Annotated in this window: 18 protein-coding genes; 11 read left to right on the top strand and 7 right to left on the bottom strand. The window is 75.0% G+C overall.

Annotated features, from left to right (window positions below):
• The first annotated feature begins 2 nt into the window (after window positions 1-2).
• The 3 genes from QSK03_RS22510 to QSK03_RS22520 all read left to right on the top strand — a co-directional run bounded on the left by QSK03_RS22510 (window position 3) and on the right by QSK03_RS22520 (window position 1,692).
• Complete coding sequence (locus QSK03_RS22510; protein ID WP_285656940.1) at window positions 3-362, top strand: ArsR/SmtB family transcription factor; 360 nt, start codon at window positions 3-5, stop codon at window positions 360-362.
• 67 nt (window positions 363-429) lie between these two features.
• A complete protein-coding gene (locus QSK03_RS22515) occupies window positions 430-1,194 on the top strand; it encodes a DUF899 family protein (RefSeq protein ID WP_285656941.1) in 765 nt (254 codons plus the stop codon).
• 24 nt (window positions 1,195-1,218) lie between these two features.
• A complete protein-coding gene (locus QSK03_RS22520) occupies window positions 1,219-1,692 on the top strand; it encodes a hypothetical protein (RefSeq protein ID WP_285656943.1) in 474 nt (157 codons plus the stop codon).
• A 185-nt stretch (window positions 1,693-1,877) separates the two neighbouring features.
• Here QSK03_RS22520 and QSK03_RS22525 read toward each other — a convergent pair whose 3' ends face one another.
• From QSK03_RS22525 to QSK03_RS22540, 4 genes are all read right to left on the bottom strand, one after another.
• Complete coding sequence (locus QSK03_RS22525) at window positions 1,878-2,405, bottom strand: hypothetical protein (RefSeq protein ID WP_285656945.1); 528 nt, start codon at window positions 2,403-2,405, stop codon at window positions 1,878-1,880.
• Between the two features lie 77 nt (window positions 2,406-2,482).
• Entirely contained in the window at window positions 2,483-3,082 is a 600-nt protein-coding gene (locus QSK03_RS22530; RefSeq protein WP_285656946.1) for a dihydrofolate reductase family protein, read from the bottom strand.
• Between the two features lie 10 nt (window positions 3,083-3,092).
• Window positions 3,093-4,043: an NAD-dependent epimerase/dehydratase family protein gene (locus QSK03_RS22535; RefSeq protein ID WP_285656948.1), complete on the bottom strand. Its 951-nt coding sequence runs from the start codon at window positions 4,041-4,043 to the stop codon at window positions 3,093-3,095.
• Complete coding sequence (locus tag QSK03_RS22540; protein WP_285656950.1) at window positions 4,040-4,897, bottom strand: helix-turn-helix domain-containing protein; 858 nt, start codon at window positions 4,895-4,897, stop codon at window positions 4,040-4,042. The genes QSK03_RS22535 and QSK03_RS22540 overlap by 4 nt, the downstream gene beginning before the upstream one ends.
• Window positions 4,898-4,946: 49 nt before the next feature.
• Between QSK03_RS22540 and QSK03_RS22545 the strand changes: the two genes are divergently transcribed.
• The 5 genes from QSK03_RS22545 to QSK03_RS22565 all read left to right on the top strand — a co-directional run bounded on the left by QSK03_RS22545 (window position 4,947) and on the right by QSK03_RS22565 (window position 8,955).
• Window positions 4,947-6,176 (top strand): FAD-dependent monooxygenase, encoded by a 1,230-nt coding sequence (locus tag QSK03_RS22545; RefSeq protein WP_285656952.1) that lies wholly within the window; start codon window positions 4,947-4,949, stop codon window positions 6,174-6,176.
• Between the two features lie 95 nt (window positions 6,177-6,271).
• Window positions 6,272-6,973 carry a response regulator gene (locus tag QSK03_RS22550; RefSeq protein WP_285656953.1) on the top strand — a complete coding sequence of 234 codons (702 nt, stop codon included), beginning with the start codon at window positions 6,272-6,274 and terminating at the stop codon, window positions 6,971-6,973.
• Window positions 6,970-8,355, top strand: a complete 1,386-nt coding sequence (locus QSK03_RS22555) for a HAMP domain-containing sensor histidine kinase (protein WP_285656954.1) — start codon at window positions 6,970-6,972, stop codon at window positions 8,353-8,355. Before QSK03_RS22550 ends, QSK03_RS22555 begins: the two co-directional genes overlap by 4 nt.
• The gene (locus QSK03_RS22560) at window positions 8,352-8,513 is read left to right on the top strand and encodes a hypothetical protein (protein ID WP_285656955.1); all 162 of its coding nucleotides are present in this window, start codon (window positions 8,352-8,354) and stop codon (window positions 8,511-8,513) included. Before QSK03_RS22555 ends, QSK03_RS22560 begins: the two co-directional genes overlap by 4 nt.
• 85 nt (window positions 8,514-8,598) lie before the next feature.
• Window positions 8,599-8,955, top strand: a complete 357-nt coding sequence (locus tag QSK03_RS22565) for a hypothetical protein (protein WP_285656957.1) — start codon at window positions 8,599-8,601, stop codon at window positions 8,953-8,955.
• Between the two features lie 8 nt (window positions 8,956-8,963).
• On the opposite strand, the gene QSK03_RS22570 is transcribed toward QSK03_RS22565, so the two are convergent.
• The 3 genes from QSK03_RS22570 to QSK03_RS22580 form a co-directional block, all read right to left on the bottom strand.
• Window positions 8,964-9,464, bottom strand: coding sequence for a nitroreductase family deazaflavin-dependent oxidoreductase (locus tag QSK03_RS22570; protein ID WP_285656959.1), 501 nt, complete (start codon window positions 9,462-9,464; stop codon window positions 8,964-8,966).
• Between the two features lie 93 nt (window positions 9,465-9,557).
• Window positions 9,558-9,998, bottom strand: a complete 441-nt coding sequence (locus tag QSK03_RS22575) for an MmpS family transport accessory protein (protein WP_285656961.1) — start codon at window positions 9,996-9,998, stop codon at window positions 9,558-9,560.
• On the bottom strand, window positions 9,995-10,186 hold the full coding sequence (locus QSK03_RS22580) for a hypothetical protein (protein WP_285656963.1): 192 nt from the start codon (window positions 10,184-10,186) through the stop codon (window positions 9,995-9,997). The genes QSK03_RS22575 and QSK03_RS22580 overlap by 4 nt, the downstream gene beginning before the upstream one ends.
• Window positions 10,187-10,439: 253 nt before the next feature.
• Between QSK03_RS22580 and glxA the strand changes: the two genes are divergently transcribed.
• From glxA to QSK03_RS22595, 3 genes are read left to right on the top strand one after another with little or no spacing between them, the layout of a single operon-like run.
• Window positions 10,440-12,395, top strand: a complete 1,956-nt coding sequence (gene glxA / locus QSK03_RS22585; protein ID WP_285656965.1) for a radical copper oxidase GlxA — start codon at window positions 10,440-10,442, stop codon at window positions 12,393-12,395.
• Between the two features lie 46 nt (window positions 12,396-12,441).
• Window positions 12,442-12,921, top strand: a complete 480-nt coding sequence (locus tag QSK03_RS22590; RefSeq protein ID WP_285656967.1) for a MarR family winged helix-turn-helix transcriptional regulator — start codon at window positions 12,442-12,444, stop codon at window positions 12,919-12,921.
• Complete coding sequence (locus QSK03_RS22595; protein ID WP_285656970.1) at window positions 12,918-14,309, top strand: chloride channel protein; 1,392 nt, start codon at window positions 12,918-12,920, stop codon at window positions 14,307-14,309. Before QSK03_RS22590 ends, QSK03_RS22595 begins: the two co-directional genes overlap by 4 nt.
• Window positions 14,310-14,317: the final 8 nt, after the last annotated feature.

Raw genomic sequence — 14,317 nt, forward strand, 5'->3', positions numbered from 1 at the left:
CGATGAGCCTGCCGGAGGCCGACGCCGCGGTGGTCGACGGCGTCCTGGCCGCGCTCGCCGACCCGACCCGGCGCCGGTTGCTCGACCTGCTCTCCGGCCACGGGCAGGCCACCGCCAGCACCCTCGCCCAGCACGTGCCCGTCTCCCGCCAGGCCGTGGTCAAGCACCTCGTCGTCCTCGACGACGCCGGGCTCGTCGAGGCCACGAAGGTCGGGCGCGAGGTCCGCTACACCGTGCGGCCCGACTCCCTCGACGCCACCGCGCGCTGGATGACCGCCCTCGCCGCCGACTGGGACCGGCGTTTGGCCCGGATCCGGCGCTTCGCCGAGGCCTCCGAGATCTCCGGGACCGACACTCCGTAGATCCCCTCCATCCCGCGAGCTCTCGCGGCGATGCCCCCTGCCCACGTCACGCCACCAGGAGACCACCGTGCTCGACGACGCACCCCTTCCCTCCACCACGGACCGGGCCACCTACGACGACGAGATCGCCCGGCTGCGGGTCCGCGAGAAGGCGCACACCCGCGAGGGCGACGCGATCGCCGCGGCCCGCCGGCGGCTGCCGATGATCGAGGTCGACGCCGCCACGCCCCTGACCGGACCCCGGGGCGGCCTCACCCTGCTCGACGCCTTCGAAGGACGTCGGCAACTCATCGCCTACTACTTCATGTGGCACGACGGCGCCCCGGCGCGGCAGCAGTGCGAGGGCTGCACCTGGGTCACGACGCAGTTCGCCGAGCCGTCCTACCTGCACTCCCGCGACATCACCTACGCGACGTTCTGCCAGGGGCCCTACGCCGAGAGCGCCCGCTACCGCGACTTCATGGGCTGGGACATGCCCTGGTACTCGGCCCAGGAGTCGCTCGCGAGCCTCCTGCGCCCACCGAAGCAGCCCGGGCTGATGCACCTCGTGTGCTACCTGCGGGCGGGCGAGCGCGTGTTCGAGACCTGGTGGACGACCTTCCGCGGTGTCGAGGCGGCGGACACGAGCCTTGCCCTGATGGACCTCACGGTCTACGGCCGCCAGGAGCCGTGGGAGGACTCGCCGCCGGGCTGGCCCGAGCGGTGCACGCACACCCGCACCGACGCCGGCGCACCGGACTGGCCGCCGGTCCCCGTGTGGCCCGAGGGACGCCCCATCCCCCACTGGCCCCGCCTCGCGGCCGGGCGCTCCGACGACCTCACCGCCTCCTGACGCCCGACCCGAGAGGACGACCCGATGTTCGACGACGCGCTCCGGCACGCCTACGACGCCCTGCTCGACGCCGCCGCCACCGTGGACGGCGCGGCCGCGTCCCCGCCCGACGGGGAGTGGGACGCCGACGAGATCCTCGCCCACGTCGCCCTCGTCACCGGCGCGACGCTCCACGCCGTCGCCGCGGTGACGGCGGGCGCGCACACCACCTACGACAACCGGCTCGCTCTCGACCCGTGGACCATCGGAAACCTCGCCGCCCTCTGCGGCGGAGGCCGGGGGCTGCGGGAGCGCATCCGGCGCCAGGGGGACGCGCTGTGCCTCCTCGGCGCGGACACGCTGACCGACGCGGAGCTCGCCACCGGGGTCCCGACGCGGTTGCTGTCCCACGGCGAGCTGCTGGTGGACCGGACGCTGACCCTCGCCGACATCCTCGACGGCCTCACCACCGTCGAGCTCCCCGGACACACGCAGCAGCTCCTCGCGCTGGGGCGGTGACCGCGGCAGCTCTCCGGGCCGATCTCCCGAAAGTGTCACCAGGGACGTCGCCCGAGGCGTGCCTGCTGACATCCTCGGGAGATCATTCTGGAGAGCCGACCGCCTCCCGTACGTCGATGCCCCCTCCCGCGGGCCGACTCCCCGAGACCCACGTCGCGGGCAGCTTCCGCCGGTGAGCCGCGCCGTCACGCGTGCTGCATGACGGCCAGCTCGCGCCCGAGGCGCCGGGGCAGCCGGGTCACGACCTCGTGGCCCAGCTCCCCGGGCCGCGGGAGCGCGTCCAGGAAGCCCGTCGCGATGACCGCGCGCATCGTCGCGTCGCCCCGGCGGAACTCCTCCGCCAGCGCCACCCCGACCCGGTCGGCGACAGCCCGGGAGCCCGCCAGCGGCCCGGTCACCGCGGCGACGTACCAGCGGGCGGCCTCGGCCAGCAGCACCGTGGGCAGGACCTCGCCGAACCGGCCGACGTGGTCGAGCACCAGCTCGGCGGTCGGGGCACCGGCGCCGGTGAGCACCCGGGCGAGGACCTCGGCGACCCGCGGGTCCGCTCGGTCGCCGGCCGTCATCTGACGGTCGAGCGCGTCGAGCAGCCGTTCGAGCTCGAAGCTCGCCAGGCGGTCCCCCGGCGTGGTGTGCAGGCGGGACCGCAGGGCGCGCACGTGGTCGGTGAGCGTCGGGAGCCGGCTGTGCCGACGCGTCCGCAGCCGCAGCATCGTGATCCCCTCCCGTCCCGGCTCGACGCGATGCCTCGACACCATGGCGCGAGCCGGTCCGGGAGGGCATCCGAGTTTCACGACCGGCGAACGGTGTAGTGCAGGTGCAGGACGCGGTCGCCCTGCACGACCCGGTCGGCGTCGTCCAGCAGCACGGTCCCGGCGTGGGCGCCGAAGAAGCGCACGCCCTCGCCGAGGACCACCGGGACGACGTCCATGGCGACCTCGTCGACCAGGCCCGCGGCGAACGCCTGACCGCCCAGGTCGCCCGCGGTGACGCAGACGAGCCCGTCCCCGGCGAGCTCCTTCGCCAGCGCCACGCCGGCCTCGACCGAGTCGGCGACGTGGAACGGGGCGTCGGGGTGCGCGGCGAGCCACTCGTCGGGCAGGGGCCGGTGGGTCACGACCACCAGCTGGTCGCCCGCCGCGGGCTTGCCGTCCCAGCCGTTCGTCGTGTCGAAGAGGTGACGGCCGATGAGGGTGACCGCGACGTCGTCCCAGAAGGGCTGCAGATGGTCGTACGAGGGGCGCGAGACCCGTAACGTCCAGCCGCTCGGCCGGGCGATCAACTCGTTCTCGCCGTTGAAGTACCAGTCGAACAGCGGGCCGACGCTGTCGTCGGGGCGGGCGATGAACCCGTCGACCGACACGACGGCCTGGATCACGACGCGCGCCATCGGGTGCTCCTCACGCCTCGTGGTCCTGCAGCCAGGCGACGTAGTCCGGCACGGCCCGGTCGACGTCGTACTCCGGGACGAAGCCGGTGTCGCGCTGCAGGCGGGTGGTGTCGAGGTGGCCCTCCGGGGGACGGCCCGTGCTGTGGCCCGGCGGCAGGGTGAGCGCCGCGCCCGGGACGGCGGCGTTGATCGCGGCCACCACCTCCGCGTACGGCACGAGACGCCCGCTCGAGACGTTGTAGACGCTGTGCTCCAGCCGGTCGGCGAGCATGAGCAGCGCGATGGCGCGACCGCAGTCCTTGACGTAGCAGAGGTCGGTGGCGTCCTCCGCGTGCGCCGGCGGGCGGGGTGGCGCGAGGTCGGGGTCCTCGCCGCGCACCGCGGCGCTGAGCAGCCGCGGCAGCGCGAAGAACGGCGAGTCGGGCAGCCCCAGGGGCCCCCAGACCGTGCCGATGCGCAGGTTCACCACCTCGAACCCGGCGTGGGCGGCGACCAGGCCGCTGAACAGCTCGGCCGACTTCTTGAACACCGGGATCTGGTGGGCGGCCACGCCCGGCAGCGGGGCGTCCTCGCGCCACGGCGGATCGTCCACGCCCAGGTAGGCCGCGATCGTGCTCGCGACGGCGAACCGCCGCACGCCCCACGCGCGCGCGGCGTCGAGCGCGTTGAGCAGCGCCGTGCACTCGGCCCGCAGGTAGGCGACGGGGTCGGGCGCGTCGTGCGGGGCCGCCGCGAGGTGGACGATGCCGGTGATCGGGTGTCGCGTCCCGAGGTCGAGGAAGGCCGCGCCCTCGGTGGTGTCCAGGTGCTCGACGACGACGCGGTCGCCGGGCTCGTCGGCGAGGAAGGAGGGCAGCCGTGTCGAGCGGTGCGCGGTGAGCACGACCGGCTCACCGAGGTCGAGCAGCGCCCGTGCGGTGTGCGACCCGATCGAGCCCAGGCCGCCGGTCACGAGGATCATGCTCGCGGACGGTAGGCCGGGTCGTCCGCCCGTTCTTGTACGGAACGGCCATGTGCCCGCAGCATCGGCAGGTACGCCGCGGCGTGGTCGTGGTCGTCGGCGCCCCCGCACGCCGCGCGGTACTGCGCGACGAACTCCGACGGCGTCGCGCCCGCGAGCCGCCGGCACTCCCGCGTCAGGTGCGCCTGGTCGTGGTAGCCGACATCGACCGCCCAGCCCGCGAGATCGGCGGGCGCGCCCCGGTCCACCGCCGCATGCACGCGCGCGGTGAAGCCGTGGAAGCGCAGGACGCGCTGCAACTCCTTCGGTCCCACCCCGACCGCGGCACGGCAGCGTCGGCGCAGCTGGCGCTCGGACACCGGCAGCAGGTCCGGGAGTGCGGCCGTCCCGCCGCGCCACGGCATCAGGTTCCGCACGGCCTCGTCCACGAGCGGATCGGGAGTGCCGACCGAGCGCCCGACGAACGCCTGCAGGTGGTCGAGCGCGCGCTGCGGGGTCGGCGCGTCGCCGAGCACGTCGGTCAGGCGCGGGAGACCACGCCACAGCGCGGAGCCGGGCAGGTCCTCGTCGGCCAGTTCGTCGGCCGGCATCCCGGCGAGGCCGCCGAGCACGCCGGGACGGAGCCGGACACCGACCACCGTGGCGCCCGCCGGGATGTCGCGGTGGGTCGCCGCGGTCAGCGTCCCGAGCAGTCGGGGCTCCTCCCCGAGGACACAGCGAATCTCCGCCCCGCCGTGGGGCACGTGGCGCTGCGCGACCGGCGCGGCGCCGACCTGCTGGACCCACACCGACGACGCGAGCGCGGCGAGCACCGGCGCCGGCGGCCGATCCCGGTACGACGATCCCGCGATCACCCCGGCATCTTCCCCGGTTCACCGCGGGGACGGGGCTAGAGTCCCCGTCATGGCGCCGCCCGCGCTCGACATCCTGGTCTCCGGGGCGAGCGTGGCCGGGCCGGTCACGGCGTACTGGCTGCGCCGCGCCGGGCACCGGGTCACGGTCGTGGAACGCTCGCCCCGGTCCCGGACCAGCGGCGGCCACGCGGTCGACCTCTTCAGTCCCGCCATCGACGTGGTCGAGCGGATGGGCGTGCTCGACGCGATCCGCGACCACGCCACCGGGACCGAGCGGATGACGATCCGGCGGGAGTCGGCGCGCCGGGAGGTCACCGTCGACATGCGCCGCCTGATGAGTGCGGTCGCCCGCCGGCACGTCGAGATCATGCGCGACGACCTCAGCCGCATCCTGTGCGCGGCCTGCGACGATATCGAATGGATCTTCGACGACAGCATCACCGCCGTCGCCGACGACGGCGGGGTCACCTTCGAACGCTCCGCCCCGCGACGCTTCGACGTCGTCGTCGGCGCCGACGGCCTGCACTCCGGGGTCCGCCGGATCGTCTTCGGCCCCGACTCCGGGACCACGCGATGGCTCGGCGGTCACATCGCCGTCGCGGTGATCCCGGCCGACCGCCAGATCCCGGGCCACATGACGACGGTGCTCGGGGTCCGGCGGATGGTCGGGGTCTACGGCGCGCGGCACACCGACGACGCCCGCGCGTTCTTCCTGTTCCGTCCCGATACCGAGCTGCGCTACGACCACCGCGACGTCCCGCGGCAGAAGCAGCTGCTGCGCGACGCGTTCTCCGACGTCGGCGGCGAGGTCCCCGGGCTGCTCGACGAGGTCGACCGCAGCGCGACCTTCTACTTCGACGCGATCACGCAGCTGGTCCTGGACCGCTGGACCCGGGGGCGGGTGGCGCTGGTCGGCGACGCCGCCTACTGTCCCGGGCCCGCCGTGGGTGGCAGCACCAGCCTCGCCGTGGTCGGCGCCCACACCCTCGCCGGCGAGATCGCACAGGCCGCGGGCGACACGTCCGTCGCCTTCCCCGCCTACGAGGACGCGATGCGCGACTACGTGGTCCGCAGCCGCGCCTTCGCGCAGAAGATGGCGACCCGGCTCGTCCCGGGCTCGCGCCTCGGTGGGTGGGCGCTGGCCACGGGCGCCGCGACCGTCGCCCGGCTCCCCACGGCCCTGGGTCGCCGACTCGTCAGCATGGGCAGCGGCGACCTCGGGCTGCACGAGTCGGTCGCGCTGCGCGACTACCCCGCCCTGCGCGCGACGGCGACCTGACGATCCCCTGACGACCCCCGGGGCGCACCGTGATGGGCGGCGCCGAGGACACCCGCGCCGGGTAGCGTCGGCCGCGACCGGCGGGAGGACCTGCGATGGCGACGCGCGTGCTGCTCGTCGAGGACGACGAGCGCATCCGTCAGGCGCTCGGCCTCGCGCTGGCCGACGAGGGCTACGACGTCGTCGAGACGGCCACCGGCGAGGAGGCGCTCGACGTGGTCGACCCCGACCTCGACGTCGTGCTCCTCGACCTCATGCTGCCCGGCATCGACGGCATCGAGGTCTGCTCGACGCTGCGCTCGCGGGGCGACCTACCGATCATCATCGCGACCGCCCGCACCGACACCGCCGACGTCATCGCCGGGCTCGAGGCGGGCGCCGACGACTACGTGACCAAGCCGCTGGTGGCCGGTGAGCTCTCCGCGCGCATCCGGGCGCTGCTGCGACGACGCCGGCCGGCCGCATCGCCCGACGCCGACGACGGAGCCCCCGGCCCCCCGGAGGTACGCCTCGGCGAGCTGACGATCCATCCGGGCCGGCAGGCGGTGGAGCGCCACGGCGTCCCGGTACACCTGACCCACACCGAGTTCCGCCTGCTCTCCGAGCTCGTGTCCGCCGGCGGGGACGTCGTGACCCGCGAGCAGCTCCTCCAGCGCGTGTGGGGCTACGACTACTTCGGCGACACCCGGCTGCTCGACGTCCACGTGCGCCGGCTCCGACGCAAGATCGAGCCCGACCCCGACGCACCGACGCTGGTCCTGACCGTCCGCGGGTCGGGCTACCGCGCGGCGCGGTGAGGACGGCGCTGCTCCGCCGCTGGCGCGCGGTGTCGCTGCGCTGGCGGGTGGCGCTCGCGTTCGGGCTCGTCACCACCGCGCTGGCGGGCCTCCTGTCCGTCGCGACCTGGCAGCTCGCGTCGAGCTACATGCTCGAGCAGCGGGAACGCGGGGCGACCAGCCAGGCGGTGGTCGACGCCCGGCTCGTGGCGGACAGCCTGCGGCGGGGGTCCGACGACCTCCCCACGCTGCTCGTCGGGCTGACCGGCGAGCCGGGGACGACGGTGCTCCTCGAACGCGGCGGCGCGTGGACCATGGCCGGGCAGCCGGTGGAGGTCGAGCAGGTGCCCACCGTGCTGCTCGCCTCCGCGGCAGCCGGGACGCCGTCCCGCCAGCGCCTGCGCATCAGCGGCGCCCCGGTCCTGGCCGTGGCCGTCGCGGTGACACCGACCGGCGACCTCTTCGTGCGGCTCGCGCCGCTCACCGAGCTGGACCGGACCCTGCGCTACGTCTCCGCCGTGCTCGTCGCCGGCACCGCGCTCGCCGGGCTGCTCGGGGTGCTGCTGGGCTGGTGGACGGCGCGGCGGGCGCTCCGCCCCCTCACCGATCTCACCGATGCGGCGGCCCGTATGGCCGAGGGCGATCTGCGCGCCCGGCTCCCGACGCGCCACGAGGCGGATCTCGCCCCGCTCGCCACGCGGTTCAACGACACCGCGGACGCCCTCGCCGAGCGCGTGCAGCGCGACGCCCGGTTCGCCGGCGACGTGAGCCACGAGCTCCGGACGCCGCTGACCACCATGATCAATGCGGGCGAGGTGCTCCGGCGCCGGCGCGACGAGCTGCCCGAGGCCGCGCGGCGTGCGGTGGACCTGCTCGTCGCCGATGTCCGCCGGTTCCATCGCATGGTGGAGGACCTCCTGGAGATCTCCCGTGGTATCCAGGCCCCGGACCGGCACGATCTGGAGCCCGTGGACCTCGCGGTCGTCGCCGAGAACGTACCTGCCGCGCTCACGCCGGGCGGCGTCCTCGAGATCGAGCGCCCCGCGCCGCTGGTGTCGGCCGACCGACGGCGACTGGACCGGGTCCTGGCCAACCTGTGCGAGAACGCCGGACACCACGGCGGCGGGGTCGTGCGCCTCGGGGTTCGGCGCCGTGACGGGTGGGCTGCGATCGAGGTCGACGACGAAGGGCCCGGGGTCCCGGAGGAGCTGCGCGACCGGGTCTTCGAGCGCTTCACCCGCGGCCCCAGGACGGGACGGGACGGGGCGGACACCGGCGGCACCGGCCTGGGACTCGCCCTCGTGGCGCAGCACATCCACGGCCTCGGCGGGCGCGTCTGGGTCGAGGACAGGCCGGGCGGCGGCGCCCGGTTCGTCGTCGCGCTGCGCGAGGTGACCCCGTGAGGCGGGCCGGTGTCGGCGTGCTGGCGGTGCTGCTCCTCGCCGTGGCGGGCTGTGGCGTCGACGCCGAGAGCGATCCGGAGCCGTTGCCACCGACCACGCCGGTGGTCCTGACGCCCTCGGTGACCCAGGAGCCGGCACCGCCGCCGACCGTCAGGTGACCGCAAGCCGCGACGTCTTCCGACGGGCGCCGATCGGGCGTTGTCTGGGGGCGGTGACCGCGACCGACGGGAGGAGAACGCCGCGGTGGACGAACCCGATTTCGTCGATCTCTCCGGTGTGGTCTGCCCGGACACGGGCGTCACGGCGCGCGAGGCCGCCGTCAGCGCGATCATCGCCCGGGACCACCTCGGGGCGGAGGCGAGCACCACGGAGACGGCGGAGACCACCGCCCGGCGGCTCGCGATGATCGAGGACGTGCGCGTCCTCACCGGCGTGCTCGCGCTGGAGCTCGGGGACGGCGGCAGCACGGACAGCGGGTTCGACCCGGCCCGTCAGGCGCGTCTCGTCCACGAGGCGACGATGCGCTCGGACTCGTTCGCGCTCTGCGCGGCGCTCACCCTCGTCGGGCTGGACGACGAGGCCCGTCCGGGTCCCGGGTAGGCCGCGGGTCAGGCCGGTGCGGGGTCGGGACGGGTCGTGAGCAGGACCAGCGGCACGCCGTGCTCCCCGTCGGCACCGATCCGCTCGTACGCCTCCGGGGAACCGTCGACGTCGTGGTCGAGCAGCCGCATGAGGGCCGCGGCCGTGCGGGGACGCCGCGCCGCGTACCCGGCGAGCAGGCGTCCCGACTCGGCGGCGGGCAGCGGGCGGGCCCAGCCGTCCCGGCGCCGCCATCCGACCTGATAGCTGACCTCCGGGTGAGCCAGGACGTTGCGGAACCACGCGGCACGGGGGCCGTAGCCCGACGCCACGACCCAGGACCCGGGGTCGGCGCCCGGGCCGACGACCTCGAGCACGACCTGGCGCGGACGTCCCGTCCGGCGCCCGACATGGGTCAGCAGCACCAGGCGGCGCCCGAACAGCCCGCCCAGGCCGCAGCGGTAGACCAGGATCGGCGCGCGGACCACGGCGCGGGAGAGCCTCCGCCGAGCCGGTGACGCGGTGCGCATCGGGCCCTCCTCACGGTCGAGAGGAGAGCCCAGTGCACTCGCCCGACCCCGGGCGACGCCACGGGTCGCCGGAGACGTCAGCCGATCGCAAGCTCACTGTCCCGACACGCGGCCGACGCAGGAGGCCACCGTGTACGGCAGGGTCGACGTCTGCTCGGCGACCACGCGTCCGTCCACGGTGATCCGGCACGTGATCTGTCCGGCGCCCGCGGACGACGACTGCGCCGTGAGCGTGTAGGTCGCCGGCGCGCGGGCCGGGGACGCCGTCCGGCGCCACGGCAGGCCCACCCCGTTCTCGCGCGCGACGCCGCCGATCGGCCCGGAGGTGACCAGCACCCGGGCCGCGTCCCCGCTGAGCTCGTAGACGACTCCCGCGGTGGGAGATGCGGGCCCGGACCGCGACACGGGGGTCGCGGCCGGCGCGCCGGACCCGGCGAGCGCGAGGCCGCCGCCGATCGCGAAGCCGACCACGACGGCCCCGACCGCCCACGGCCACCGGCGCCGGTCCCCCCGCGCACGGCGGTGTTCCGTCACCGCCCGCACCCGCGGCGGGGACCTCGACGTCGGCCTCGCGCCCGACCCGCCGGCTCGTCGGACCCGAACGCCACCGAGCCGGGGCGGTAGCCCGCCGGCACCCCGCTCGCGGTGCCGAACGGCACCGGCGGCTCGACGGCGGGGTCCGCCTCGGTCTCGCTCCCCGACGGCCCGTCGTGGTCCTGCATGGTGAACGTCCTCCGATCGTCGAGCACGGCTTCACGGGGACCAACCCGCCGGCGCGCCGGGGAGATGCCGATCCCCGCCTGACGACTGCCTGACGATCGCCCCGATCCGGCCGCCGTCAGCCGATCGCAAGGCGTCGCCGGCTCACATCGGGACGCCGCGTGTCGTTCATCCCGAGGGGCGACGCGCGGTCGGCGAGGGGGCGGTCCACGCGGCGCCCCCTGAACCGGCCCCACCCCGAGGAGCGATCCCCACGTGCCGCGCCCTTCGCGCCGCCGATCCACGATGCTGCTGGGCACGCTCGCCGCGGCGGTGCTGCTCGCGGTCAACCTGCCGCCCGCACTGGCCTACGTGAGCCGGTGGCGCCACGAGCAGCTGATCAACAGCCAGCCCTACCTGCAGGAGCACGGCCGGTGGGACGTCGTCGACGTGCCACCGGCCGACCGCGTCAACGCGATCCACGCCGCCCTGCTGCCGACCGGGAAGGTCCTGCTCATCGCGGGCTCGGGCAACAAGGAGGACCTGTTCGCCACGAAGGCGCTCAAGAGCCTCCTCTACGACCCCCGGGACGGCTCGACGCGCATGATCCCGGTGCCCGACGACATGTTCTGCGGCGGCCAGACCCTGCTCCCCGACGGCCGGCTGCTCGTCGCCGGCGGCACCGCGCGCTACGAGAAGCTCGCGGGCGCCGTGACCCACGCCGCCGGCGCGATGCGCGTGAAGAACGAGGACCCGGACGTCGCCCGGCCCCTGCCGGCGGGGACCGAGTTCGTCGCGCCGTCCGGTCAGCGCTACCGCAGCGCCCGCGACGCGGTCGTGCCGCCGGCAGCCAAGACCGCGACGCGCACCGGCGCCACCGTCACCGCGAGCGAGGTGACGGTGTTCGTCGAGGCCGTGACGCCCGGACCGGGCGCGGTGGCCCCGGACCGGGCTCAGTACGCCGTCGCCGGGCTGCCGCCGGACCAGAGCCGCGACCTCTACGGGCTGGGTGACCCCATGACCCTGGACAAGCAGGACTACCAGGGGACGGACAAGGCGTTCACGTTCGATCCCGTGACCGAGACGTGGTCGCCGGTCGGGGACATGGTGTTCGCGCGGTGGTACCCGACGCTGACCCCCATGGTCGACGGACGCGTCCTCGCGACGGCCGGCCTCGACGGCGTCGGCGAGGTCCTCAACGGCCAGACCGAGGAGTTCGACCCGGTCACGAACACGTGGACCGAGCGCAAGGACCTGACCCACTACTTCCCGACCTACCCCGGGCTGTTCACCACCGCCCGGCCGGACGAGCTGCTCTACACCGGCACCACCGCCGGCTACGGGCCCGCCGAGCAGGGCCGCGTCCCCGGCCTGTGGGACCTGGACGACAACGCCTTCACCCCGCTGCCCGGGCTGCGCGATCCCGACCTGCTCGAGACGTCCGGGTCCGCCTGGGTCGGCCCCGTCCAGGACCAGCGCATGGCCGTCGTCGGCGGCGGCGGCATCGGCGAGAGCCCGCGGTCGACCGCGCGGATCGACCTCGTCGACCTCGACGACCCGGCACCTCACTTCACGCCCGGCCCCGAGCTCCCGGCGCCGACGCGCTACCCGAACCTCGTCACGCTGCCCGACGACACGATGCTGATCAGCAACGGCTCCCGCGACTACCGCGGCAAGGGCGCGTCCGACCTCCTCCAGGCCCGGCTCTACCACCCGGGCCCCGGCGGCGGGACCCTGACCGCGGCCGCTGACCCCGTGGTGGGGCGGAACTACCACACCGAAGGCCTCCTGCTGCCCGACGGCCGTGTCCTCACCGCGGGCTCCGACCCGCTGTTCGACGACGAGCACGACACGGTGCCCGGGACGTTCGAGCAACGGCTGGAGATCTACTCGCCGCCCTACCTGTTCCAGGGACGTCGGCCGCAGATCGAGACGGCACCGGACACGGCCGAGCGCGGCGAGCAGCTGGCGATCGCCACCCCGGACGCCGCCCGCGTCCAGCGCGCGCGGCTCGTGCGGCTGGCGAGCTCCACCCACGTCACGAGCGTCGACCAGCGGTCCGTGGCCCTCGGCGTGACGCGCACGGCGACCGGGGTCCGCGTCGACGTCCCCGACGCCGTCCGGACGGTGCCGACCGGCTTCTACATGCTCTTCCTCGTCGACGACCGCGGCGTGCCCTCCACGGGCCGGATCCTGCGCGTCGACGGCGGAGAGCCGACCCGCACGGAGTGACGAAGACCCCGTTGCGCGGAACATTGCCCAAGGCAATCATTGCCGTGTGCAATCCTCCGAGGAGCCCGCCGACGAGCTCGTCGACGCGGTGATGACCGCGAGCCGGGCCCTGCTCGCCGTGGTCGTCCGCTCGCTGGCGGCCGTCGACGAGGACGTGACGCTGCCGCAGTACCGGGCGCTGGTGGTGCTGGCCCAACGGGGCCGGATGCGCCCGGCCGAGCTCGCCACCGCGCTGGCGGTCACGCCACCGACGTGCACGCGGATGTGCGGGCGGCTCGAGACCAAGGGACTGGTCGTCCGCGAGCGCCCGGCCGACGACCGCCGCGCCGTCGACGTGTCGCTCTCGGAGGCGGGCCGCGACCTCGTCGAGGACGTCAGCCGCCGGCGCCGCGACGAGCTGCGGACCCTGCTCGCGGACGTGCCGCCCGCGCGCCGGGCCGCGGTGGTCGAGGGCCTGCGCTCCCTCGCCGACGCCGCGGGCGAGGTGCCCGAACCGGAGTGGGCCCTCGGCCGGGTGACCCCGTGATCCGCCCGTGGCGCCGGGTGGCGCCCGCCGGGCGCCGCCTGCACCGGTGGCTGACCGACAGCCGGCCCGGCCTCGTCGGGCTGGCCCTGATCATCGGGCTGGGCGCCGGCCTCGGCGCCGTGGTGTTCCGCTATCTGATCATCGGCATCACCTGGCTCGTCACCGGTCGCGAGGACTTCTCCGACGCCGGCCGCGTCGCGAGCACCCACCTCTCCGCGCTCGGGCCCTGGTTCCTCCTGCTCGCCCCCGTCGTCGGCGGTCTGGTCTACGGGCCGCTGGTGACGCGGTTCGCCCCCGAGGCCCGCGGGCACGGCGTGCCCGAGGTGATGCTCGCCGTCGCCGAACGCGGCGGCCGCATCCCCGCCAAGGTGGCCGGCGTGAAGGCGCTCGCCTCGGGGATCTGCATCGGCACCGGCGGATCGGTGGGGCGCGAGGGACCGATCGTCCAGATCGGGTCCGCGCTCGGCTCGTCGATCGGCCAGGCGCTGCGCGTCCCCGCGGGCCGGCTCACGCTCATGGTCGCGTGCGGCGCGGCCGGCGGGATCTCCGCGACCTTCAACGCCCCGATGGCCGGCGTCGTGTTCGGTCTGGAGATCATCCTGCGGGCCTTCGCCGCGCAGACCTTCGGCGTGCTGGTGATCTCGTCGGTCACCGCGAACGTCGTCGCCCGGCTGCTGGTGGGTGACGACACGATCCTGCACCTCCCCCACTACGCCCTGGGCTCCAGCGCGGAGCTCCCGCTGTACGCGCTGCTCGGCCTGCTCGCCGGGCTGCTGGGCTGGGGCTTCGCCCGCGTGCTCTACGCGATCGAGGACGCCTGCGACGCGGTCTGGCGCGGGCCCGAGTGGCTGCGTCCGGCGGTCGGCGGCGTCCTGCTCGGCGGAGTGCTGCTGGCGCTGCCCCAGCTCTACGGCGTCGGTTACCCCGTCCTCGAGGACGGCCTGGCCGGGCAGTACGCGGTCGGGCTCCTGCTGCTGCTCGTCGTCGGCAAGATGCTCGCGACCAGCCTGACCATCGGCATCGGCGGCTCCGGCGGGGTGTTCGCGCCGTCGCTGTTCATCGGTGGGCTCGCCGGCACCGCGTTCGGCTCGCTCGCCGCGGCGATGTTCCCGGGCCTGCACCTCGCTCCCGGCGCGTTCGGCCTGGTCGGCATGGCCGCGGTGTTCGCCGGCGCGGCGCACGCGCCGATCACCGCCGTGCTCATCGTGTTCGAGCTGACCGGCAACTACTCGGTGATCCTGCCGCTCATGATCGCCGTCGTGCTCGCGACCGGCCTGAGCCACCTCGTCTCGCCCCGCACCATCTACACGCTGAAGCTCCTGCGCCGCGGCATCGACATCGACCGCGACGCCGAGGTCGACAGGACCCCGACGGCGCACCACGCTTGACGCCGGGA

This window comes from Actinomycetospora sp. NBRC 106375 (assembly GCF_030269665.1).
In the GTDB taxonomy this organism is placed as follows: Bacteria; Actinomycetota; Actinomycetes; order Mycobacteriales; family Pseudonocardiaceae; genus Actinomycetospora.

What these genes read in the sequence shown, in the direction of transcription:
- QSK03_RS22510 (WP_285656940.1), top strand. Translation starts at nt 3, where the DNA reads ATGAGCCTGCCGGAGGCCGACGCCGCGGTGGTCGACGGCGTCCTGGCC.
- QSK03_RS22520 (WP_285656943.1), top strand. Translation starts at nt 1,219, where the DNA reads ATGTTCGACGACGCGCTCCGGCACGCCTACGACGCCCTGCTCGACGCC.
- QSK03_RS22525 (WP_285656945.1), bottom strand. Translation starts at nt 2,405, where the DNA reads ATGCTGCGGCTGCGGACGCGTCGGCACAGCCGGCTCCCGACGCTCACC.
- QSK03_RS22530 (WP_285656946.1), bottom strand. Translation starts at nt 3,082, where the DNA reads ATGGCGCGCGTCGTGATCCAGGCCGTCGTGTCGGTCGACGGGTTCATC.
- QSK03_RS22535 (WP_285656948.1), bottom strand. Translation starts at nt 4,043, where the DNA reads ATGATCCTCGTGACCGGCGGCCTGGGCTCGATCGGGTCGCACACCGCA.
- QSK03_RS22545 (WP_285656952.1), top strand. Translation starts at nt 4,947, where the DNA reads ATGGCGCCGCCCGCGCTCGACATCCTGGTCTCCGGGGCGAGCGTGGCC.
- QSK03_RS22550 (WP_285656953.1), top strand. Translation starts at nt 6,272, where the DNA reads ATGGCGACGCGCGTGCTGCTCGTCGAGGACGACGAGCGCATCCGTCAG.
- QSK03_RS22570 (WP_285656959.1), bottom strand. Translation starts at nt 9,464, where the DNA reads ATGCGCACCGCGTCACCGGCTCGGCGGAGGCTCTCCCGCGCCGTGGTC.
- QSK03_RS22580 (WP_285656963.1), bottom strand. Translation starts at nt 10,186, where the DNA reads ATGCAGGACCACGACGGGCCGTCGGGGAGCGAGACCGAGGCGGACCCC.